General features: G+C 56.1%; 19 protein-coding genes, 1 tRNA gene and 1 riboswitch. Of the genes, 11 read left to right on the forward strand and 9 right to left on the reverse strand.

The annotated features are described in order from the left end of the window. Positions 1-175: 175 nt before the first annotated feature. A tRNA-Phe gene (locus tag EV681_RS13425) sits at positions 176-251 on the reverse strand. Positions 252-395: 144 nt separating this feature from the next. On the opposite strand from EV681_RS13425, the gene hemA reads away from it, so the two are divergent. The 4 genes from hemA to grxD all read left to right on the forward strand — a co-directional run bounded on the left by hemA (position 396) and on the right by grxD (position 4,136). Further along, positions 396-1,670: a glutamyl-tRNA reductase gene (gene hemA / locus EV681_RS13430; RefSeq protein WP_128392998.1), complete on the forward strand. Its 1,275-nt coding sequence runs from the start codon at positions 396-398 to the stop codon at positions 1,668-1,670. A gap of 86 nt (positions 1,671-1,756) precedes the next feature. After that, positions 1,757-2,842, forward strand: a complete 1,086-nt coding sequence (gene prfA / locus EV681_RS13435; protein WP_130304278.1) for a peptide chain release factor 1 — start codon at positions 1,757-1,759, stop codon at positions 2,840-2,842. A 72-nt stretch (positions 2,843-2,914) separates the two neighbouring features. Continuing rightward, on the forward strand, positions 2,915-3,742 hold the full coding sequence (gene prmC / locus EV681_RS13440) for a peptide chain release factor N(5)-glutamine methyltransferase (protein ID WP_128392996.1): 828 nt from the start codon (positions 2,915-2,917) through the stop codon (positions 3,740-3,742). 70 nt (positions 3,743-3,812) lie between these two features. Next, positions 3,813-4,136 (forward strand): Grx4 family monothiol glutaredoxin, encoded by a 324-nt coding sequence (grxD, locus tag EV681_RS13445; protein ID WP_128392995.1) that lies wholly within the window; start codon positions 3,813-3,815, stop codon positions 4,134-4,136. A gap of 18 nt (positions 4,137-4,154) precedes the next feature. Here the strand turns inward: grxD and EV681_RS13450 are convergent, their stop codons facing one another. Genes EV681_RS13450 through folB form a run of 4 tightly spaced genes read right to left on the reverse strand, consistent with a single transcriptional unit; the run spans position 4,155 to position 7,255 of the window. Further along, a complete protein-coding gene (locus tag EV681_RS13450; RefSeq protein ID WP_130304279.1) occupies positions 4,155-4,949 on the reverse strand; it encodes an EI24 domain-containing protein in 795 nt (264 codons plus the stop codon). A 30-nt stretch (positions 4,950-4,979) separates the two neighbouring features. Then, positions 4,980-5,810, reverse strand: coding sequence for an NADPH-dependent 7-cyano-7-deazaguanine reductase QueF (gene queF / locus EV681_RS13455; protein WP_130304280.1), 831 nt, complete (start codon positions 5,808-5,810; stop codon positions 4,980-4,982). Between the two features lie 8 nt (positions 5,811-5,818). Continuing rightward, a complete protein-coding gene (gene ttcA, locus EV681_RS13460) occupies positions 5,819-6,850 on the reverse strand; it encodes a tRNA 2-thiocytidine(32) synthetase TtcA (RefSeq protein WP_130304281.1) in 1,032 nt (343 codons plus the stop codon). Between the two features lie 45 nt (positions 6,851-6,895). Next, positions 6,896-7,255, reverse strand: a complete 360-nt coding sequence (gene folB / locus EV681_RS13465) for a dihydroneopterin aldolase (protein ID WP_128392991.1) — start codon at positions 7,253-7,255, stop codon at positions 6,896-6,898. A gap of 109 nt (positions 7,256-7,364) precedes the next feature. On the opposite strand from folB, the gene EV681_RS13470 reads away from it, so the two are divergent. Further along, positions 7,365-8,300, forward strand: a complete 936-nt coding sequence (locus EV681_RS13470) for an NAD(P)/FAD-dependent oxidoreductase (protein WP_242612253.1) — start codon at positions 7,365-7,367, stop codon at positions 8,298-8,300. Here the strand turns inward: EV681_RS13470 and EV681_RS13475 are convergent. Further along, the gene (locus tag EV681_RS13475; RefSeq protein ID WP_130304282.1) at positions 8,203-9,165 is read right to left on the reverse strand and encodes a helical backbone metal receptor; all 963 of its coding nucleotides are present in this window, start codon (positions 9,163-9,165) and stop codon (positions 8,203-8,205) included. The genes EV681_RS13470 and EV681_RS13475 overlap by 98 nt on opposite strands. 3 nt (positions 9,166-9,168) lie before the next feature. Continuing rightward, positions 9,169-11,043 carry a TonB-dependent receptor domain-containing protein gene (locus EV681_RS13480; protein WP_130304283.1) on the reverse strand — a complete coding sequence of 625 codons (1,875 nt, stop codon included), beginning with the start codon at positions 11,041-11,043 and terminating at the stop codon, positions 9,169-9,171. A 68-nt stretch (positions 11,044-11,111) separates the two neighbouring features. Beyond that, a riboswitch (cobalamin riboswitch) is annotated at positions 11,112-11,272 on the reverse strand. A gap of 148 nt (positions 11,273-11,420) precedes the next feature. Here EV681_RS13480 and metH point away from each other — a divergent pair. The 3 genes from metH (at position 11,421) to EV681_RS13495 (ending at position 16,920) form a co-directional block, all read left to right on the forward strand. Next, on the forward strand, positions 11,421-15,197 hold the full coding sequence (gene metH / locus EV681_RS13485; protein WP_130304284.1) for a methionine synthase: 3,777 nt from the start codon (positions 11,421-11,423) through the stop codon (positions 15,195-15,197). Positions 15,198-15,232: 35 nt separating this feature from the next. Continuing rightward, entirely contained in the window at positions 15,233-16,048 is an 816-nt protein-coding gene (locus tag EV681_RS13490) for a helix-turn-helix transcriptional regulator (RefSeq protein WP_128392987.1), read from the forward strand. A gap of 233 nt (positions 16,049-16,281) precedes the next feature. Then, positions 16,282-16,920 carry a YiaD family glycine zipper/OmpA-like lipoprotein gene (locus tag EV681_RS13495; RefSeq protein ID WP_128392986.1) on the forward strand — a complete coding sequence of 213 codons (639 nt, stop codon included), beginning with the start codon at positions 16,282-16,284 and terminating at the stop codon, positions 16,918-16,920. A gap of 119 nt (positions 16,921-17,039) precedes the next feature. Here the strand turns inward: EV681_RS13495 and EV681_RS22550 are convergent, their stop codons facing one another. Next, complete coding sequence (locus EV681_RS22550) at positions 17,040-17,195, reverse strand: hypothetical protein (protein WP_165393047.1); 156 nt, start codon at positions 17,193-17,195, stop codon at positions 17,040-17,042. A gap of 610 nt (positions 17,196-17,805) precedes the next feature. After that, a complete protein-coding gene (locus EV681_RS13500) occupies positions 17,806-18,294 on the reverse strand; it encodes an acyl-CoA thioesterase (protein ID WP_130304285.1) in 489 nt (162 codons plus the stop codon). A gap of 308 nt (positions 18,295-18,602) precedes the next feature. Here EV681_RS13500 and EV681_RS13505 point away from each other — a divergent pair, with 308 nt between their 5' ends. The 3 genes from EV681_RS13505 to EV681_RS13515 all read left to right on the forward strand — a co-directional run bounded on the left by EV681_RS13505 (position 18,603) and on the right by EV681_RS13515 (position 23,225). Beyond that, positions 18,603-20,906: a heavy metal translocating P-type ATPase gene (locus tag EV681_RS13505; RefSeq protein WP_207227070.1), complete on the forward strand. Its 2,304-nt coding sequence runs from the start codon at positions 18,603-18,605 to the stop codon at positions 20,904-20,906. 24 nt (positions 20,907-20,930) lie between these two features. Then, positions 20,931-21,323: a Cu(I)-responsive transcriptional regulator gene (gene cueR / locus EV681_RS13510; RefSeq protein ID WP_128392983.1), complete on the forward strand. Its 393-nt coding sequence runs from the start codon at positions 20,931-20,933 to the stop codon at positions 21,321-21,323. Between the two features lie 276 nt (positions 21,324-21,599). Continuing rightward, a complete protein-coding gene (locus EV681_RS13515) occupies positions 21,600-23,225 on the forward strand; it encodes an acyl-CoA dehydrogenase family protein (RefSeq protein ID WP_130304287.1) in 1,626 nt (541 codons plus the stop codon). The last annotated feature ends 12 nt before the right edge of the window (positions 23,226-23,237 follow it).

The following is a 23,237-nucleotide window of genomic DNA, read 5'->3' on the forward strand; positions in this document are numbered from 1 at the left end:
TTCCGGGAGGCAAGCACCAAGCAGGGGGTGCGCCAACAGATTCGGCTGCGGCTTTGTTGCCAAAAACGCGAATCAGACACGGAGTCGCGAACTAAAAACGAAATTGCGAACCAAAAGCGCCAGCCAAAAACAAAAACGCCAACCGATAACGGCTGGCGTAAGTGCTTGATCTTGATGGTGGCCTGGGGCAGAATCGAACTGCCGACACAAGGATTTTCAATCCTCTGCTCTACCGACTGAGCTACCTGGCCAACAAAGAACGAAATAATACACTAGTTTTTGGCTTGTGTATATATTTTGCAGCCTGCGTGGCATAAATATTTAAAAAGAGCCGCCGGAAGGTCTATAATCAACCTAATACCAGATCATAAAAGAAAATTCAAGATATTACGGCCATGTCACTTGACGTTCTTACCTTCGGTTTGAATCATCATTCGGCGCCGGTGTCAGTGCGCGAACGGGTTTCCATGCCCGAACAGCTGCTGCGCCCGGCGCTTGACGGCTTGCGCTCGGCGTTTGGCGCCAGGGTGCAGGAAGCCACGATTCTGTCTACCTGTAATCGCACCGAGATCTACTGTGCAGCCCAGCCTGAAGTGGCTGAGCACATCCCCTCATGGTTGGCCGAGTTCAATTCGCTTGAAGCCAACGAGCTGCGTCCGCACCTGTATCAGTACAACAAGGATCTGGCCGTACGCCACGCCTTTCGTGTTGCCAGCGGGCTCGATTCCATGGTGCTGGGTGAGCCGCAGATTCTGGGCCAAATGAAAACCGCCGTACGCGCGGCCAGCGACGCCGGGTCCCTGGGCACCTTGCTGCATCAGCTGTTTCAGAAAACCTTTTCGGTGGCCAAGGAAGTTCGCACGCAAACGGCTATCGGTGCGCAGTCTGTGTCCATGGCTGCGGCCTCGGTTCGGCTGGCCCAGCGGGTGTTTGGTGATCTGTCCAAAACCAGGGTGTTATTTATTGGTGCCGGTGAGATGATTGAGCTGTGCTCTACCCATTTTGCTGCGCAAAAGCCCTCCTGTATGGTCGTGGCCAACCGCACGCGCGAGCGTGCTGAAACGCTTGCTTCGCAGTTTGATGGCAAAACCATGAAACTGGCAGACCTGCCCGAGCGTTTGGCTGAATTTGACATAGTGGTGTCCTGTACGGCCAGTTCCCTGCCCATATTGGGTCTTGGGCTGGTGCAAAAAGCTTCCAAGGCGCGTCGCCATATGCCCATGGTCATGATCGATCTGGCCGTGCCGCGCGATATCGAGCCCGAAGTGTCGCAGCTGGATGACGTCTATCTGTACTCGGTCGATGATCTGGGCCGTTATGTGCAACTGGCTAGTGATTCGCGCCAGGCTGCTGTGGTTCAGGCAGAGGCCATTATCGACAGCCGTGTCCAGAATTTCATGCATTGGATGGACTCGCGCGCGGTGGTGCCGGTTATTCGCAACCTGAACCAGGGCGCCGATGCCATCGTGCAGGCCGAATTGGACCGGGCTCGCCGCCTGCTGGCCAAGGGTGAAAACGCCGACCAGGTTCTTGAACAGTTTGCCCGCAGTCTTACCCAGAAGTATCTGCATGCCCCTATGGTCGCGCTCAACCGTAGCCAGGGCGACGATCGTGCTGCGCTCATGGATATGCTGCCTCGTCTCTTTCCGTATCAGGATTCCAGCCATTAGCGGTGCTCTGGCCCGCTATCATTGGCGGCGGCGCTAAGCTGGCGTCGCCCTTTTCCTGAACACGCCGTTTTCTTCCAATATTCGTTATGAAATCATCAATGCGCTCCCGTCTGGAGCAAATCTCGCATCGCCTGATTGAGGTGGACGCACTGCTTGCCGAACCCGATGCCGCCAACGATATGGACCGGTTTCGCAAGTTGTCGCGTGAGCGCGCGGAAATTGATCCGGTGGTAATGCTGTTTCGCAGCTACGAGTCAACCGAAGCCGATCTGCAGGCCGCGATGGACATGTCCTCGGATCCGGAACTGCGCGAAATGGCCGAGGAAGAGCTGAAACTGGCCAAAGCGCGCCTGGAAGAGCTGCAAGAGCAATTGCAGGTGCAATTGCTGCCGCGGGATCCCGACGATGGCCGCAGCGTTTTTCTGGAAGTGCGGGCCGGTACCGGCGGCGATGAAAGCGCTATTTTCAGCGGCGACCTGTTTCGCATGTACAGCCGCTATGCCGAGCAGAAAGGCTGGAAAGTAGAAGTGATTTCCGAGAACGAATCGGAAATGGGCGGTTATCGCGAGATTATTGCGCGGGTCGATGGCGATGGGGTGTATGGAAGACTGAAGTACGAGTCCGGCGCGCATCGTGTGCAACGGGTGCCCGAAACCGAATCGCAGGGCCGGGTGCATACCTCGGCCTGCACGGTCGCCGTTTTGCCCGAGGCCGATGAAATATCGGAAGTGGCGCTGAACCCGGCCGATCTGCGCATCGACACGTACCGGGCCAGCGGTGCGGGCGGTCAGCATATCAATAAAACCGATTCGGCTGTGCGCATTACGCATATTCCAACCGGCATCGTTGCCGAGTGTCAGGACGACCGTTCACAACACAAGAACAAAGCGCGTGCCATGAGTGTGCTGGCGGCCCGCATCAATGATATTGAACGCCAGAAGCAGCAGCAGAAAGAAGCGGCTGAACGCAAGAGCCTGGTGGGAACGGGTGACCGTTCCGAGCGCATCCGCACTTACAATTATCCCCAGGGCCGGGTCACGGATCACCGAATCAACCTGACTTTGTATAAACTGGCACAAATCATGGAAGGCTCGCTGGACGAGCTGACGGGTGCACTCATTGCAGAAAGACAGGCCGAGCTGCTGGCAGCCCTGGGTGACGACTCTCTGTAAGCATCTTGCAATATTGAATATCGATTACATCATTCGGCCGGCGCGATACCGGCAGTAGTAGAAGGAGCAGGAATGGCGCTGGCCATCACGATTGAATCTTTGACGCGAACCAGTGGCCTTCCGCCACTTGAGACCCGGATGCTGATTGGTCGCACGCTGGGCGTCTCGCGTTCCTGGATGATTGCACACGACCGTGATCCCTTGAGCAATGAGCAGGTTGTACAGATTCGCGCCCTGATCGAACGGCGCGTAAGCGGAGAGCCCATGGCCTATATCATGGGCGAGCGCGAATTCATGGGCCTGACATTTGAGACGTCTGCTGCGGCGCTCATTCCCCGTCCGGAAACGGAGCTGCTGGTAGAAACCGCGATCGATTATGTGCGCGAACACCCCAGGGCCAATGTGCTGGACCTGGGCACCGGAACAGGCGTCATTGCCGTATCCATCGCTCGGTTCTGCCCTGGCGCGTTGGTGCTGGCAACAGATAAGAGCCCCGATGCCCTGGCGCTGGCGCGACGCAATGCGGAAAAACATCGTACCGCGCACGTGCGTTTTCTGGAAAGCGACTGGTTTGATGGTATTCCACAACAGGCTTTCGATCTGATCGTGTCCAACCCGCCTTATATACGGCGTCATGATCCCCATTTGCAGCAGGGTGATCTGCGTTTTGAGCCGCCCATGGCGCTGACTGATTACTCCGACGGGTTTGCTGCCATCCGGCGCATTATCGCCGGCGCCCGGGCTTACCTGTCAAATGGAGGCTGGATGTGGATTGAGCACGGATGGGATCAGGCCGAGCACGTTCGCTATATGCTGGGCAAGGTTGGCTTCAAAAATATTGAATCTCGCAATGATTTATCCGGTATTGAGCGCATTTCCGGTGGTTGCTTTACTATTTAGCGTTAAACTCTTTTGAGAGATGGCCAGATGATGGAACTGGTTTCTTTCAATGCTGACACAGGTGAATACAATGAGCGAAGTAGAGAATTTTATCCGAGAGACCGTTAAAGAACACCCCGTTGTGTTGTTTATGAAGGGCACGGCTCAGTTTCCACAATGCGGCTTCTCTGGCAAGACCATCCAGATTCTGCGTGAATCAGGTGTAAAAAAACTGGTTACTATTAATGTGCTGGACGACCAGGAAGTGCGTGAAGGCATCAAGCGGTTTTCGAACTGGCCTACTATCCCTCAGCTTTATGTTAAGGGTGAGTTCATTGGCGGTTCGGATATCGTGAGCGAAATGCACGCAAGCGGCGAGCTCAAATCTGTGCTGCAGCAGGCTGGCGCGTTCTAATCCTGAATGCGGACGCAGTCAGGGCAGGCGTTTTGCCTGCGCAGGGCTGTTCTCTACCGGCGCCACGAGCTGTTGCGCCCGTACCGCTTTGACTGCCATCAATCCATAATGGGTGCATACCAGGATTGAAAATACGGGCATGACAAAGCCGGCAAACGGGATCAGGGCAATGGCTGCGCAGATCAGCCCGATCAGCCAGAAACCACGACTGTAATGGCGGAGCACATAGACCCGTTCTTCAAGGGTCGCATGTTCGACAATGGCGTCAAGCCGGGTCATGTGCGAGAACGCATACGCGCCCCAGAATAACGATAGCGCGATCCCCGCAAAGGGAATCAGCCAGAGCGGCAATGTAATTAGCCAGCCGACCACGAAAATCGTACTCACCTTGACCGTATTGGCCAGGCTGGTTACCGTGGCATTTTCGCCTTTTTTCTGGACATCCGGGTAGCTTCCATCGCCGATCACTTTCAATGCCAACGGCATGACCAGAATGGCTGCGGCCGCCAGTCCCGCGATGCCGCTGACCGCGAGCAGGGCGACAAAGGTCAGCACACCGGTGAGCCAGTCGCTCATGGTGACAAATCCCCAGCCAGACAGTCGCGTTGATACTGACTGGAACCAGCCCCAGTGCATGGCGGTATTGTCCAGCCAGTTATCCAGGGGCCCCCAGGCGAACACCAGCAGTATCACAGCTGTGATCAGGGCGATGACAAACGGCAATACAACAGCAAACAGCATGGAAGGGCGCATTTGCGTGGCGAGTCCTTTGCTGAACGCGGCGGCGACACTGACATAGGGCGGTTGTTTCATGGGTACGACCAGCTTTTGTGAGAACTGAGATTATTGACGCGCATTGCGGGCATCAGCCGGGATGAAATCCGGCTGCGTACTGCGCCAGGGGTTGATATCCAGGCCGCCACGCCGAGTATAGCGGGCATAGACGGTCAGGGCCTCTGGCGCGCAGGTATGCATGATATCGCAAAAAATCTGCTCTGCGCATTGTTCATGAAACCCGTTATGTCCCCGATAGGAAACAATATACTTCAGGAGCGAGGCATGATCGATGGCAGCGCCGGTATATTCGATTTGCAGACTGCCCCAGTCCGGCTGACCGGTGACGGGACAGTTGGATTTGAGCAGATTCGTGCGCAGCGTCTCGTGTCTGGATTGCGTGGCATCAGCCTGCAGCAATCCGGCGTCAGGCATGTAAGCCGAGACGTCGATGTCCAGGGTGTCAAGCAGGGTCCCTTCAAGCTCGCCCAGTGTCTGGATCGCAAAATCTGCCGGAGTAAACAGCGTGACGCCGACCGGGGCGCCGGCGGCGGCGCTCAGATCCTGCTGCATGCGGGCAAGGACGGCATCGCCGTCGGGCATGGCGGTCTGGTTGAATGAGTTCAGATACAGCTTGAACGACTTGGATTCGATAATGTGCGTACTGCTGGCAGGAAAGAAAAAACGCGCGAGGGCCACTTGCGGTTTGCCTTTGGGATCCAGCCAGGACAGTTCGTAGGCATTCCAGATATCGGCGCCGTGCCAGGCCGGGTGCGGCTGCAGGCTAAGGTGCGCACGCCCGGCATCACGGGCAATGGGAAACAGCAACGACGGATCATAGTGTTCGGGATACTGGGTTTCTTTTCCCAGCGGTGCATGCAGCAAAGTGGAGTCTGACATGGAATGCCTCACAGTGATTGAATGCGGATCGTGCGTGCGCGCGCTGGATTCCCGGAAGTGAGCTTGCCTGCCGCCTGTGTGTTGGCGCTGTGGGTGGATGGCTGGCGATGACGATTGTCATGATCGTCATCCGCTTGCGCAAAGCCAGTGTCCACGGTTGTGTCGGCGGCATCGGCAAAGGTGTCGGCGTCGAAGGCTTTGTCGCCGTTTTCGTCGGCAACACCGGTCGGTCGCAGGCCGGCAAAGTCAAACAGATTGCGGTCCATCAGGTGCGATGGCGTAATTGCCGACAGAGCCTTGAAGGTGTTCCATACTTTCTTGGGGCTTTCCTTTTCCCATGCGGCAATCATGCGACCCACTTCCTGGCGTTTCAGGTTTTCCTGGGAACCACAAAGATTACAGGGAATGATGGGGAACTGCTTGAGTTCGGAGTAGGCGATCAGGTCCTTTTCCGCGATATAGGCCAGCGGACGGATCACGGTATGCCGGCCGTCATCGGAAACCAGCTTCGGCGGCATGGACTTGAGTTTTGCCGCATAAAACAGGTTCAGGAAAAAGGTTGCCAGAATATCATCGCGGTGGTGGCCTAGCGCAATCTTGGTGGCGCCCAGTTCGGCGGCGACACGATACAGAATGCCGCGGCGCAGGCGGGAGCACAGCGAACAGGTTGTCTTGCCTTCCGGAATCAGGCGTTTGACAATCGAATAGGTATCCTGATTTTCGATATGAAACGGTACACCCAGTTCGGTGAGATAGTCGGGCAGGACATGTGCAGGAAAGCCGGGCTGCTTCTGGTCCAGATTCACCGCGATAATATCGAAATGAATGGGCGCGCGTTTTTGCAGGGCCAGCAGGATATCCAGCATGCTGTACGAGTCTTTGCCGCCTGAGAGGCAGACCATCACTTTGTCGCCGTCTTCTATCATGTTGTAGTCGACGATAGCGGTGCCGGCCTCACGCATGATGCGTTTGGTCAGCTTGTTGTCGTGCTGGCGCTGTTTCTGGGCAGCCTGATGGCTGGAAGGGGCAACAGAAGTCATGATGGTGACGTATTCATGTCCAAAATAGGAAAGGTCCGCGCGTCGCTAGCGGGTCGCTTCAACTTCAATGCCAACGGCGGCGCAATCGGAGAAAGCCAGGGGCTTGCCGATACGCAGGCGTACGCGGAAAACCTCGGGAAAATCATTCAAAATGCGCTGTATAACCATGTCGCCCAGCGTTTCCACCAGATGAACATGCGCGCGCGTGCATTCTTCAATAATCGCTTCGCGCAGCTTGCGGTAGTCCAGCACGCTGCGAATATCATGATCATTGACCTGCTGGTTAACTTGCATGTCGATATCGGCATCAATATGCAGGGGTTGGGTGGCGCGCAGTTCGTGCTCCAGGATGCCAATGCGGGCATCCAGCGCGAGCCGGGTGAAAAAAATACGGCGAGTGGTCATGTGAAATCGGTCAAAGAGGCACCGGAAAAGTCCGGTTTTTATTCAGGATGCTATTGTAGTGTTTTAGGGTAGCAGCCGGGGGTACAATACGCTTTGTTTAGATAAATTCATGATTAAACGAGGATTTTTCCTAAAAATGCAGCAGGCTGTCTATGATGCCATTGTGATTGGCGCAGGCCCGGCGGGTGCGTCCTGTGCGGTGTGGCTGGCCCATATGGGGTTTTCTCCCCTGATTATCGAGTCCAACGGACGCGCCGGCGGTTTAAGCGCCAGCAATCCGTTCGAGGATACCTGGAATGTGACGGCGCCCGGATTGACCGGCGAAGAGGTGGCCGCCAGAATCAAACTGAGCCTGGATAGCGCCCGCGTGCCGGTGCTGCTCAATTCACACGTTACCCGTATCGAACGCGAGCAGGCGGGCCAGGGCGGCCAGGCGCATTTCAAGGTGTACTTCGGTGCAGACCTGCCGTTGCTCGCACGCTTTGTCGTTATTGCAAGTGGGGTAGAGCCCAGGAAGCCGCCGGAGTGGGAGCGTGAGCACTATGATGACGTTCTTGTTGGCCCCGGCAAGCATGTGGCCAATTATGAATTTGCCCTCAAGGATGTGGCCATTCTGGGCGGGGGCGATAATGCCTTTGAAAACGCCCTGTTTCTGAAAGAACGAGGCGCCAAGTCTGTGCATATCTATGCGCGTACGCTACGGTGCCAGCGCCACTGGATGAAGTTTCTCAATGAATCGGACATCACCACCGGCGCCTACACCTTTGACCCGGCCACCCGTCAGGTTAATGACCGAACCTACGATGCTGTGCTGGTGCTTTACGGTTTTCGCGCCCGCTTGCAGGGCATGCAGGATCTTGGGCTCGATTGTGATGAACTCGGTTATGTGCGTACCGATTTTAAAACGACGCAAACCAATCTGCCGGGCATTTACGCGATTGGCGAAGTCACGCACCGGCAGCATCCTTGCGTGGTGACATCGATGGCAGATGGCGTGGTGGCGGCAAAGGCGATTCAGAAGCAGCTGGAGCAAGGCGTCGCCTGATCCGGTCAATATCGCCGCACAACTCGGGCAGTTTGCGGATCAGCCTTTCGGCAGGGCGAAAGACAATATCCGGATCCATGCCCAACAGTTGATCGGGCTGTAGCGGCAAGCCCATTGAAGAAAAATAGCGGCCAAGGATGTTGCTTTGCCTGCTGATGTTTTTTGCGCCAAAGAGCACCGCCTGCGGCTGCGCAAATAGCAGTTGTTCCTTGCTGACAATCGGCGCAGGCGCTGACAAGGTTGCAAAGGCCGATTCGGCGCCGCAGGCGTGCAGGGCATCAATAACGAATGAACCCGCGCCCAGCGTATAGAGCGGCTCCTGGCTGACCAGAATGAAGGTTTTGATCTTCGCCGCGTTTTGGTAGCGCTGGCGCGTGGATCTCAGGATTTCCCGCAGTTCCCGCGCAGTGGCGTCGGCAGCGGCCTGGGTGCCGAACAGCGCGCCCAGTTCCCCAATATCGTCAATGATACGATCCAGGCTCGCAGGCGCCTGATAATGCACGGGTATATTCAGTTTGCGCAGGGCCGGGTACAGGTCCTTGCTATTCTTATAACCCCAGGCCAGAATCATATCCGGCCCAAGAAGCGCGATCCGTTCTACGTTGGGGGTAACGCCACTACCCACTTTCGGCAAGGTGCCGACAGCGGGCGGGTAGTTGCTGTGTTCGGACACGCCCAGCAAATGGTCGCCGGCACCCGCAGCATAGACAAGTTCTGTCAGGTGTGGCGATAAGCTGACGGCTTTTTTTTCTGTTGCCTTTATCGCAGGCGCTGCAAGCACGAACGAGCATGAGAGTGCCGCAAGCATTGTTCCTTTTATTGCAACTGTCATGGACAGAAAAGAGGGGTGCTTGCGGCAGGGCATGGTTTACATCCGGAATGCAAGATTCAGAAAGACATTGGAACCGGCGGAGTTATAGCCATATGAAGTCTCATATTTCTTGTTCAACGCGTTGTTCCAGTACACCTGGGCTTCCAGGTTCTTGCTGAAGGCGTAGCTGGCATGCAGGTTCAGCACGCCATAGCTGCCCAGCCGTTTGGCCTCTGTATTTTGCTTGTCGTCATAGCGTGCGCTGGTGTGGGTGAAGTCTGCACCCACTGTCGCCTGTCCGAAAGTATGGCTCGCCCCGATTCGATAGACTTGTTTGGCACGACGGATCAGCCGTTTGCCGCTTTCATCATCTTTCGGGTTCATGAAATCTGCGCCGGCGTAGATGCGCGTATTGTCAAAACGGTGTTCGGCATTGACGGAAATGCCGCGAACCGTGGCCCTGTCGACGTTTTCGGCGGTGCAGTTGAATGTCTCGTCACAGACGTAGCCATTGATCAGATCGCGATACCGGGTCTGCCAGGCGTTGATCGACAACGAGCTGGACTCTGTTCGCCACGCGGTGCGCAATTCAATGTTGCGTGAGGTTTCCGGTTTCAGATTTGGATTACCCTGATAGCCAAAGCTCAGCGGGGTGTACAGATCGGCAAAGGTGGGCACGCGATAGCCGGTATTGCCCGCCAGCCCGACGGACCATTCTGGCGTGATATCGAAATCGTAGCCCAGGCTACCGGTTGTTTTGCTGTTATAGCCGGAGACATTGTCGTTGCGCAGGCTGGCCTGGATGTGATGACGATTAAAGTCGCCACGGTAAATCAGCCCGACGGCATTGGTATGACGCTTGTCCTGTTCGTAGGTGGTGGTGCCAAAGATGCTTTCGTCTTTGCGCTCCAGCACCAGTGACAGCTTGTTCTGACGGTTGAGGGAGAAATTGTTCTGCCAGGAGTAGGTGCGCTGTATGCTGCCAAGCACTGAGTCGCCATATGAGGCGCGCGAGTCATACAGATTGCGGTTGACGCTGACCTGCAGCACGCTTTCCCACCAGTCGGTCAACTGGTTATTGCTGGTAACGGCGACCGATTGCTGGCGCATGATGCCAAAGGTATTGGTGTCGTAGGCGCCGCTATCGAAGTCGCCATGGGTGTAGCCGTTATAGAAAGAAATACCCAGGCGGTTGCCAGGTTTCCAGGTGTAGCCCAGTGCACCGGATAACGAGGCCTGCTCGTAGCCGTCCCGATCCCGGTTGTAGGTTATTGCGCCCAGTTTTTCACGGGTGGCATTAAAGCCATCGCTGCTGGCATAGCTGCCTGCCAGGCGATAGTCCCAGCCGTTGCTGGCGCCGGAGACACCCACGCTGGCTTTGAACAGGCTATGGGTACCCACGCCAATGTTGCCGAACACGCTTAGTGGTTTGTCCTGGCCATCGCTGCGCGTAATAATATTGATGACCCCGCCCATGGCATCAGAACCATACAGGCTGCTGGCTGCTCCGCGCACAATTTCTACACGTTCGATGGTGGCAGGATCCATGGCGCTCAGGTAGGTACTGCCGGTTGCCGGGTCATTGATGCGCTGGCCATCAACCATCACCAGCGTCTGCTGGGGGCCGGCGCCACGCACGAACAGCCCGGACAGCGTTTGCGGGCCACCGAGTTGATAGGTTTGAATTTGCGGCTGGCGGGCAAGCAGTTCGGTCAGGGATGTGGCGCCTGCATTGCGCAACGTTTCGCTTGTGATGACGCTGACATCGCCGTACACGTCGGAAAGCGCCTGGTTGGCGCGTGCAGGCGTGGCAACAATGGTTTCAAGACGGGTGACCGAGGCGTCAGGGGAGACGGCTGTGGAGGTTTGCGCCACGACGGCTGCAGGCAGAACCGCCAGGGCAAGCGCCATGGGGGTAAGGGAGAACTTCATATGGGTATACCGGTAAAGATGCGCGACCCCGCACATCAGGTTCGAATAAATGCTGTCTGGATAAACAGAGCAGCGGCAGTTTCAGGGCCGATGTCGGGCTGCAGGCCGAAGGCCTGATTACCGTTGCGGGGGCAGCACAGGTTGGCACGCCATATGGCGTGTTCTGTTTCCCGTTTACCATTCACTCCATGCACTGCACGGTGAATGCACCCTGAATGCGCGATTGTAATTGATTGGTACAGATCATGACAGTTGTCAGGCCATTTGGACGGCCTGCAGCTGCTATTTGCCTGCCGTTTGCAGGGGTTTGCCGGTGCAACGGTTGCAAATCCGCTACAATTTTGTATTAAATTCAACTAATTAGATCGAGCCTGAACGTGTCTTATCCTGCCCTGCCTTATCCCGTTGACTCCTATACCTCTGGTGCCCGTTTTGTGCAGGAACTGCAAAAGGGGCGGATCCTGGTGCTGGATGGGGCCATGGGAACCATGATTCAGCGCTATAAGCTGACCGAGGCCGATTTTCGTGGCGAGCGTTTCGCTGAACATCACCAGGACGTCAAAGGCAATAATGAGCTGCTCTCGCTGGTGCGTCCCGATGTCATCAGCCAAATCCATGAGCAGTATCTGCAGGCCGGGGCTGATGTTATTGAAACCAACACCTTTGGCGCAACCTCGGTAGCCCAGGGCGATTACGATCTGCTCGGCCTGGCCTACGAACTGAATCTGCAATCGGCCCGGCTTGCGCGCACGGCCTGTGATGCCTACAGTACGCCCGATCGTCCGCGTTTTGTCGCCGGCGCCCTCGGCCCGCAACCGAAGACGGCCTCCATTTCACCGGACGTGAACGATCCGGGGGCGCGCAATATTACCTTCGAACAATTGCAGGCGGCCTATGAAGAACAGCTTGCCGGTCTGCTCGATGGTGGCATTGATATTGTGCTGATCGAGACCATTTTCGATACGCTGAACGCCAAGGCTGCGATTTTTGCGGTGGAAACGGTGTTTGAGCAGCGCGGGATCCGTTTGCCGGTGATGATTTCCGGTACGGTAACTGATGCGTCCGGACGTATTCTGTCGGGCCAGACGGTGGAAGCCTTCTGGAACTCGGTGCGGCATGCCCGACCGGTTACCATTGGCCTGAACTGTGCCCTGGGTGCCGCCCTGATGCGCCCATATATTGCCGAACTATCCAAGATCTGTGATACCTGGCTTTGCGTGTATCCCAACGCCGGTCTGCCCAATCCCATGAGCGACACCGGATTCGATGAAACGCCGGACGATACCTCGAGTTTGCTGGAGGAGTTTGCAAACGCTGGTTTCGTAAATATGGTTGGCGGCTGTTGCGGTACGACGCCCGAGCATATTGCCGCCATTGTTCGCAAGGTGCAGCAGCTGCCGGCACGCACGGTGCCCGATGTGCCAGTCAAGACCCGCCTGTCTGGCCTGGAAGCCCTCAATATTGATGATGAATCGCTGTTTGTGAACGTGGGCGAACGCACCAACGTGACCGGCAGCAAGATGTTCCTGCGCCTGATCCGCGAAGAAAAATTCGATGAAGCGCTGACAGTGGCGCGCCAGCAGGTAGAAAACGGCGCACAGATCATCGACATCAATATGGATGAGGCCATGCTCGATTCGAAAGCGAATATGCGCCGCTTTCTGAATCTGATCGCTTCCGAACCCGACATTGCCCGGGTACCCATCATGATCGACAGTTCCAAGTGGGAAGTGATTGAAGAGGGCCTCAAGTGTGTGCAGGGCAAGCCGATCGTCAACTCGATTTCCATGAAGGAAGGCGTGGAGCCGTTTCTGGCGCATGCCCGCCTGTGCCGTAAATACGGTGCGGCCGTGGTCGTCATGGCGTTTGACGAAGACGGCCAGGCCGATACGCTGCAGCGTCGCAAAGATATTTGTGGCAAGGCCTATCATTTGCTGGTGGATGAACTGGATTTCCCGCCGGAAGATATTATTTTCGACCCCAATGTGTTTGCAGTGGCCACCGGAATAGAGGAACACAATCATTACGCCGTTGACTTTATCGAAGGCACCCGCTGGATTCATGACAATCTGCCGCACGCGCGGATCTCCGGCGGTGTCTCCAACGTAAGCTTTTCGTTCCGTGGCAACGAGGCCATGCGCGAAGCGATTCATACCGTATTCCTGTATTACGCCATTCAGGAAGGCATGACCATGGGGATTGTGAACGCCGGCATGCTGGGTGTGTACGCGGATATGGATCCGAAGACGCGCGACCTGGTCGAGGATGTAATACTGGATCGACAGGAGCCGGTGGGCAAAACCGATAGTGCCGACGAGCGCACGCCAACCGAGCGGCTGGTGGAGTACGCCGATGAAGTCAAAGGTAGCGGAACGAAAAAAGAGGCCGATCTGACCTGGCGCGAACAGGAAGTGGAAAAACGCCTGTCGCACGCCTTGGTGCACGGGATCACCCAGTTCATTGTTGAAGATACCGAAGAAGTGCGACAAAAGATCGCCGATCGCGGCGGGCGTCCCATCGAGGTGATTGAAGGGCCGTTGATGGACGGCATGAACGTGGTGGGTGATCTGTTTGGCGCGGGCAAGATGTTCCTGCCCCAGGTGGTCAAGTCTGCCCGGGTCATGAAGCATGCAGTGGCGCACCTTATTCCCTTCATTGAAGAGGAAAAACGCCAGATCGAAGCGGCCGGTGGCGATGTTCGTGCCAAAGGCAAGGTTGTCATTGCAACGGTAAAAGGCGACGTGCATGATATCGGTAAAAATATCGTCACCGTGGTGTTGCAATGTAATAACTTCGAGGTCGTCAATATGGGGGTCATGGTGCCGTGCGCGCAGATCCTTGCCAAGGCCAAAGAGGAAAAGGCCGATATTGTGGGGCTGTCCGGCCTGATCACGCCGAGCCTGGAAGAGATGGCGTATGTGGCATCCGAGATGCAGCGCGATCCTTATTTCCGTGACAACAAGATTCCATTGTTGATCGGCGGGGCGACCACCAGCCGCGTACACACGGCAGTCAAGATCGCGCCGCACTATGACGGTCCGGTCATTTATGTTCCTGATGCCAGCCGTTCGGTGGGCGTGGCGACCAACCTGGTCTCGGATCAGGTCGAGAATTATCTTGCGCAGGTGCGCGAAGAATATGAACTGGTGCGCGAGCGTCATGCCAATCGCAAAGCCACGCCAATCATTCCGCTGGACGAGGCCCGCAAGGGCGCACCGGCCATCGACTGGAGCAACTACACGCCGCCACGTCCGAAGTTCCTGGGTCGTCGTGAATTCAAAAATTTCGATCTGGCGCAAATTGTGCCGTTCATCGACTGGACGCCGTTTTTCCAGACCTGGAGTCTGTTCGGTCAGTATCCGAAGATTCTGGATGACAAGGTGGTGGGAGAGCAGGCACGTAAACTGTTCGAGGATGCGCAGGCGATGCTCAAAAAAGTGGTGGAGCAGCGTTGGCTGAGTGCGGGCGGTGTTATTGCGTTTTACCCCGCCAATAGCGTTAACCATGAAGATATCGAAGTTTATGCCGATGAATCGCGTGAAAAGGTGCTGTTCACCTGGCGCAACTTGCGGCAACAAAATGCCAAACGTGAAGGCGTGGCCAACAAGTGCCTGGCCGACTACATCGCGCCCAAGGAAACTGGGGTGAATGATTATATCGGTCTGTTTGCCGTTACCGGCGGTATTGGCATTGAGAAGCACGAGCAACGCTTTGAAGCGGATATGGATGACTACTCGTCGATTCTGCTCAAGGCCCTGGCCGACCGGTTTGCCGAAGGTTTTGCCGAATGCATGCATGCCCGGGTGCGTCGCGATCTATGGGGTTATGTCGCCGATGAGAGCCTGGATAGTCAGGCGCTCATTGATGAAAAATATCAGGGCATCCGTCCTGCGCCAGGCTATCCCGCCTGCCCCGAGCATCGTGTGAAAGTGGATATGTTCAACGTCTTGCAGACCGAAGACATTGGCATGTATCTGACCGATGGCATGGCCATGTTCCCGGCATCCAGTGTGTCCGGTTTTTATCTGAGCCATCCGGATTCGAGCTATTTCAATGTGGGGACGATAGGCCAGGATCAGTTGCAGGACTATATTGCGCGCAGTGGTCTGTCTGAAGAAGAGGTACGTCGTTCGCTCATGAGCGTACTTGGGTAAGCGTAGCGCTGAACGCATCACCGGGCAGGAGTGGTATGGCCGACAAACACGGAGCATTTCGCAAGCAGGCACTGGGTGCATTTGTACGCAGCGTTCGTGATCGCGTAACTCCGCAACAGGCTGGTATTGCCGGTGGACAGCGTCGCCGCACCCCAGGCCTGCGGCGCGAAGAAGTGGCCCAGCTTTGTGACATTAGCGTTACCTGGTACACCTGGATTGAACAGGGGCGCGATGTGTCTGTGTCGGCCACCGTATGGGCGCGGCTGGCTACCGTATTGCAAATGACCAGGGCAGAGCGTGCCTATCTGTTTGAACTGGCCGATGTCAGTGATCCGGATCACGACAGCGCTGTTGTCTCGGCACCGACGGCTTCGCTGCAGGCCTGCGTCGATAGTATCAATGCGCCAGCGTACATTCTGGACCGGCACTGGGACGTGTTGGCTTTTAACGCTGCGCTGGATCAGGTGTTTGCCGGATGGATGAGTGCACAGGCGCAGCCCAATCTATTACGTTTTATTTTCCTGGATGCACAGGCGCCAGACATTGTCGTGGACTGGGAAACGCGCGCCAATCGGGTGGTAGCGGAGTTTCGCGCAGATATCGGCGCTTATCTGGATGACGGGGAGACCTCCAGCCTGATTGATGATCTGCTGGCCGGCAGTTCTGTGTTCAGCCATTGGTGGGCGCGCCAGGTGGTTGTCGAGCGCGAAGGCGGCTTAAGGGAATTTAATCACCCGCAATTGGGTATCCGGCAATTCGAACAGATCACATTTCGCCTGGCCACCCAACCCGATTGCAAGCTGGTAATGCTGCTGCGTCAAGGGGTTTGCCCGGATATAACAACGCTCTGATGATTACTTGCGCTTTGGCGATTGCTCGGTTATTGTATTGACACCATCAAGGTTGTTACGGTTTTTCAGCCCCGCTTCAGGGGCAGATCGTGATAATCGCGGCTGTCCTTGGACAGAATTCGCCCGGGCTGCGGTCCGCTCTGAATGTGGCGCAGGATATGTGGTGTGGCTGATTTTCAACCTGGTTATTCAGATTTTTTAGTACAGCAAACAAATCCAACAAGGAGAAGTCAATGATTATTCGTCAAACTCGAATCGCGGCAGTGCTGGTAGCTGGCGCAATGCTGGCCGGATGTGCTACGCAAGGCGGCAATACGGCAGCAGGCACTGGCGTTGGCGCAGCATTGGGTGCCGGTCTGGGCGCGCTGATAGGGGATTCTTCCAAAAGCGCGGGTATCGGCGCCGGTATTGGTGCTATCGGTGGCGCCATTGTTGGCTATAACTGGGACCGCATCGTAGGTCGCGTAAATGACGCCGGCGGCAAAGAGCTGGGCATTTCCACCACCAAAATGCCCGACGGCAGCCTCAAAGTTAATATTCCTGAAGGGGCAACCTTCGATACGGCGAAGTACGATCTGAAACCTGCGCTGTTCCCTGTGCTTGATGCCCTGGCCCAATCAATGAATGAAAGCCAGCAACTGCGTCTTAAATCTGTCGGCCATACCGACAGCACCGGCAAAATGGCATTCAATCAACAGCTTTCTGTGAATCGCGCGCAAAGCGTGGTCAATTATCTGGGTGGCAAAGGCGTCAATACCAGCCGCATGAGCATTGAAGGTCGTGGTCCCAACGATCCGATCGCAGACAATGCGACCGCGCAGGGCCGGGCCCAGAACCGTCGCGTAGAGCTGTACCTGTACGCGGTTAAATAAGTCTTGTTGCCGTAAAGACGGCAGTTCTTAAAAAAACCCGCTGTCCGGTTTTATTACCGGAAGCGGGTTTTGAGTTTCAGATCAACTGCTGGCGCCGTGTTGGGCGGCAGCCGCAGAGATTATTTTTCAGAGTGCATGCGAAATTGCGACTGGTTCATTGCCATACCCAGCTTAAAGCCGGTGGGTTTAACCGGTGTGTTGACAGCAGGGTGTTGCTGATTGTTGTTATTGTTCTGTGTGCCAAATTCCTGGCGGAAGCGTGTTAGTAATTTCATTGTAGTTTCCTTTATTATGAGATTATTGTTTTTAATTTTCTGCGCCGGAGACAATCCGGTTCAGCTATGCATAGCGTAGCCGAAATTTATTGCAGAATCATGATTGCGCCGGCGTTTCGTTGTAAGTATGAGAATGCAGGCGCATCAATTTGTTAAGGGTGTGCATGTGGCGGCAGCCGCAATTGGTATGGCGAGGCCGATGACACAAGCAATTTAACAATGACGATATGGAGTTCTGTCTCGCGTTGCGGTGTCGTGAGAAAGACCCGCAAACTTAGTAAGAATAATTATTCAGTATGAATCTGGCATCAGGATTACGGGTCGCGTGAATGTCGCTAGTGAAATTGCGGTACCGGTGGGGGTTCCGGCCTGCTGAGTTATGCCCGGTTTTTTTATACGCGGGTTATTGTTTGCAGGCCGCCAGAATTTCAAACGACTGATATTTCAAATGACGAGTAACAGAATGATTGCCAAAAATAATTTGCAAAAAATGCTTCTGTTCAAATACTACTGTTCAAATTACCAATACAAATACGTCATGGTAGCCTGCTATATTAGCAGTGCTTTCTGAGCGTGTCAAGCTAAATTGTTGATATATTTCATTATTTTATCAGGCGCCGGCGGTAGCCCGGATTTCCCCATAGCGCGCTTCGAGTTCCTGGCGCAGCGAACGCCGCATTTTTGCCGCTTCATAACGACAACGATCCAGGTCATTGTCGGGGGTCAGCGCCGGAATCTGCACGGGATTGCCGTTGTCATCAACGGCGACCATGGTAAAAAAACAGCTATTGGCGTGGCGAATCTGCTTGCTGCGAATATTTTCGGTCACCACCTTGATGCCGATTTCCATTGAGGTGTTGCCAGTATAGTTCACTGAAGCCAGAAAAGTGACCAGTTCCCCAACGTGGATAGGCTGGCGGAACATGACCTGATCGACTGACAGCGTGACGACATAGCGGCCGGCATACCGGCTGGCACAGGCATACGCGGCCTGGTCAAGCAGCTTCAGAATGGTACCGCCGTGGACATTGCCCGAGAAATTGGCCATGTCAGGTGTCATCAATACTGTCATGGTAAGTTGGTGATTAGGCAGATCCATGGCGGTGAGGTCCGGTAAAAGTAGGGAAGGCGTCAGTTTACCCATATTGCCGGGCCGGCGCCATATGGACGTGATGATTGTCTGCTCAGACTGCGCTGGTACTGGATTTGACCCTGGGACCGACATGATCATCAGGCGCTTGACCTTCTCATCATGGTAAGCTTTACATTGAAGAATATAAACTGTTTGCGCCGTCATCCTTGTGTGGCCGACCGCGTTGACAGACCCGTGCCGCGCTGGCCTGGTCGATGCCACTATCGGCCTGAATGCACCAAAAGCGGCGGTTTTTCTTCGAAAGGACGCAAATCATGAACTCTACAACCCTATCGCGCAGTGTGGTGGGCCAGCCTGCCCCCAGGGCAGATAAAGAAAGTCGGCTGATAGAATTGTCGGTGGCCGGCATGACCTGCGCTTCCTGCGTACGGCATGTTGAGAACGCCCTGTCCTCCGTACAGGGCGTACAGTCAGCCAGTGTCAACCTGGCGACCGAAAGGGCGCAAGTGCGTGCGCCGCTGGACCTGGACAGCACGTTGCTGACCCAGGCCGTGGTGCGTGCCGGCTACGAGGCGCAGGTGGTCAGCAATCCCCAGCAAAGCAGCGATACCGAGGCATCCCGGCGCGAAGCCGACAGGCTTGGGCTCAAGCGCGATCTGCTGTTGGCGGTGCTACTGGCACTGCCGGTGTTTATTCTTGAAATGGGTGCCCACGCAATACCGGCATTCCATCATTTTGTGGCAGAAACCATTGGTACGCAGAACAGCTGGTATCTGCAGTTCATCCTGACCAGCGCTGTTCTGGCGGGCCCGGGACGTCGTTTCTTCGTCAAAGGGATACCAGCTCTGCTGCGCTTGACGCCCGACATGAATTCTCTGGTCGCCGTTGGCACGAGCGCTGCCTATCTGTATTCGGTGGTGGCCACGTTCGTTCCTGCCTGGCTGCCAAGCGGCACCGTGAATGTCTACTACGAAGCGGCGGCGGTGATTGTCGCGCTGGTGCTGCTTGGGCGTTATCTTGAGGCAAGGGCCAAGGGCAATACATCGGAGGCCATCAAAAGGCTGGCCGGGTTGCGGGCAAAAACGGCCCGGGTACAGCGCGGCGAGCAGGTGAGTGAAATCGCCATCGAACAGGTGATGGTGGGCGATCTGATCCAACTGCGTCCCGGCGAGCGTATTCCTGTAGACGGACAAGTGACAGACGGCAATAGTTTTGTAGACGAATCCATGATCAGTGGCGAGCCGATGCCGGTTGAAAAAACAGCCGGCGCAACGGTTGTGGCGGGCACGGTGAATCAGAATGGCGCCTTGAGTTTGCGCGCCACTGGTGTCGGTGCCGACACCGTGCTGTCGCAGATTATCCGCATGGTTGAACAGGCGCAGGGCGCAAAACTGCCGATCCAGACCATGGTCGATCGCATTACCATGTGGTTTGTTCCGGCGGTCATGCTGATTGCGTTGATCACATTTGCAATATGGCTGATATTCGGACCGCAACCGGCGCTTGGGTTTGCCCTGGTCAATGCGGTCGCCGTGCTGATCATTGCCTGCCCTTGCGCGATGGGCCTGGCAACGCCTACCTCTATCATGGTGGGTACCGGCCGCGCAGCGCAACTGGGTATTCTTTTCCGACAAGGAGAAGCGCTGCAAACGTTGATGGATGTGCGCGTGGTTGCAGTCGATAAAACCGGCACGCTAACCCGGGGTTATCCGGAACTGAACGATCTGACCGTGGCCGAAGGGTTTGATCGTGACCAGGTACTGGCACTGGTGGCTGCTGCCGAAAGCCGTTCCGAGCATCCCATTGCGCGCGCCATTGTCGCGGCTGCACAGAAACAGAATCTGGCCATTGCGCCGGTCCACAATTTCGAGTCCCTGACCGGGCTTGGCCTTCGTGCCCAGGTAGATGCAAGACAGATTCTGATCGGCTCGGACCGGCTGATGACTCAGCACAAGCTGGATCCGGCGGTCTTTTCGTCAATTGCCAGCAAGCTGGCCGATGAGGGCAAGACGCCGCTGTATGTTGCGATTGACGACAAGCTGGCTGCCGTCATCACGGTTGCCGACAGTATTCGCGATACGACACCTGAAGCGATTGCGGCCTTGCATGAACAGGGGCTCAAAGTGGTCATGGTCAGTGGCGATAACCAGCGTACGGCGCAGGCGATTGCGCGACAGTTGAATATCGATGAAGTGGTCGCAGAGGTGATGCCCGACGCCAAGGCCGATACCGTCAGGCGGCTGCAGCAAACCTACGGGCCGGTCGCCTTTGTCGGTGACGGCATTAACGATGCACCTGCACTGGCAGTTGCCGACGTTGGGATCGCCATTGGGTCAGGGACCGATATTGCGATGGAGTCGGCCGATGTGGTGCTGATGTCTGGCGACCTGACTCACGTGTCTAAAGCGATTGCCATGTCGCGGGCGACCATGCGCAATATCCGGCAGAACCTGTTCTGGGCGTTTGCCTACAATGCGGCGTTGATCCCGGTCGCGGCAGGTTTGTTGTATCCATTCAATGGGGTGCTGTTATCGCCCATATTTGCTGCGGGCGCCATGGCGCTTTCCAGCGTGTTCGTGATCACCAATGCATTGCGGCTGCGCCGTTTTGCCACCTGAATGTAGATGATCAGGGAGAATGAAATGAATATCGGAGAAGTGTCGGCTGCCACCGGAGTGAGCGCCAAGATGATTCGCTATTATGAAAAAGTCGGCTTGATTCATGCAGTCAACCGCAGCGATGGGGGTTACAGGCAATACACGGCCCAGGACCAGCGCAAGCTCGCCTTCATTCGGCGGGCCCGTGAACTGGGGTTTTCACTTGAACGCATCAAAACCCTGATTGGCCTGTGGGAGGACACCTCGCGACACAGCGCCGATGTACGGCAACTGGCGCGCCAGTATATTGACGAGCTGGATGAAGACATTGCCAAATTGCATTCCATACGCGATGAGCTGGCCTATCTGGCGGACCATTGCCACGGAGACAACCGGCCTGATTGCCCCATTATTGAAAGGCTGGCGCAGGGGAGCTGACCTTAATGTATTCCCCGCGCTGGCCAGGTGTGCTACAGTAAATCTGCAGGTGCATCTGCACCTGATCTCTGGCTGTTGCGCGATATCAGACCACATTAGCGAGTGGTGATAGCAAGCCATGGTACCAGGCCGTAATACAGGGCACGATACCAGACGGTAATGCCAAGCCGTACTAACGCCGTAATGCCTGGCGGTAATACCTGGCCGTAGTATCAGGCCGCGACAGCAGTGACAAGCAGGCTGTGTATTGTGATCCACTTGCTTACGGAGGCTCACATGGTCACCACGACATTCACTACGACGGACAATCAGGTTCCGGATCTCGAAGACTATAATCTATTCAATTGTGATTCGGCGCTGGGCGAGGCGCTGGATGCTTTCTCTGCTGCAGACGCGCAACAAGCATGCCAGAGCTATGGCGAGCGGCTGGGCTCAAAGCACGTTTTGCAACTGGCGCAGCGTGCCAATATAAACGAACCACAGGCGGCCATCTATACCCGCACGGGCGAGCGACAGGATGTGGTTACGTTCGATCCCGCCTGGCATTCACTGCTGACGATGCTGTTCGATATGGGCGTGCATTCTGCCGCCTGGCAGGATGGCCAGCATGTGCGCCGTGCGGCACTTTTTTATTTGCATGCGCAAACCGAAGCCGGCAGCCTGTGTCCGGTCACCATGACTTTTGCCGCGGTTGCGGCGTTGCAGGATCAACCCTTGTTCGACCAACTGGCGCCGCTGCTGTACAGTCGTGATTATGACGGGGCCAATGCCCCTGTTTCCCAAAAGCGCAGCATGATGATCGGCATGGGCATGACCGAGAGGCAGGGCGGATCTGATGTGCGCAGCAATACCACGCGTGCCGTGGCCATCGGTCACTCAGAGCCGGTCTATGAACTGCACGGGCACAAATGGTTTTTTTCCTCTCCCATGTCGGATGCGCATCTGGTGCTGGCCTATGAACAGGAGCAACTGAGCTGCTTTTATCTGCCGCGCTGGCGACCGGATGGCAGCATGAATACAGTGCATATTCAGAGGCTGAAGAACAAGCTGGGCAACCGTTCCAACGCCAGCGCGGAAGTGACGTTTGATGGCGCCTGGGCGCTACGGGTAGGCGAGCAGGGGGCGGGCATCCCCACCATCTTGCGCATGGTCAATCAGACGCGGCTCGATTGCGTGCTTGGTAGTGCGGGGCTGTTGCGCCAGGGGCTGGTACAGGCCATGCATCACACCCGCTATCGCATGGCATTTGGCAAGCGGCTGGCAGATCAGCCGCTGATGCAGTCTGTGCTGTGCGATCTGGCCGTCGAGAGCGAGGCTGCGTTATGGCTCGGCATGGCGTTGGCCCATGCGGTGACACAACAGAATGACCCTGTACAGAAAGCATTCTTGCGCATCGTTGCGCCCGCGGCCAAGTTCTGGGTTTGCAAGCGCAGTATCGCGGCTATTGCCGAATGCATGGAAGTATGGGGCGGCAACGGCTACATCGAAGATGCGCCGCTGGCGCGGCTGCTGCGCGAAGCACCCGTCAATTCCATCTGGGAGGGCTCTGGCAATGTGATGTGCCTTGATGTCTTGCGGGCGCTCTCGCGGGACCCTGAGGGGGCGGCGCTGTTGCTGGAATACCTTGCCGACGATTGTCGCGCCGACCCGGTGCTGTCACAGGCCATGGCACAGCTGAAACAATGGCTGTCGGCATCGGCGGACGTGCGGCAATCGAGGGCACGCGAGATCACGCAACGCCTGGTGCTGCTGGTGCAGGCCACACTGCTTTATCGGCATGCACCTGCATGGCTGGCAGAGGCGTTTGTACGCGCACGTTTTGAAGAAAGCGCTGGTGTGTTCGGTGCTTCCATCTATACAGATGCGGCCGCGATACTGGAGCGGGCTTATCGTCCGGCATAAACGGGGGCCGTT

Origin of the sequence: Advenella incenata (genome assembly GCF_004217095.1) — a bacterium.
Lineage (GTDB): Bacteria > Pseudomonadota > Gammaproteobacteria > Burkholderiales > Burkholderiaceae_B > Advenella > Advenella incenata.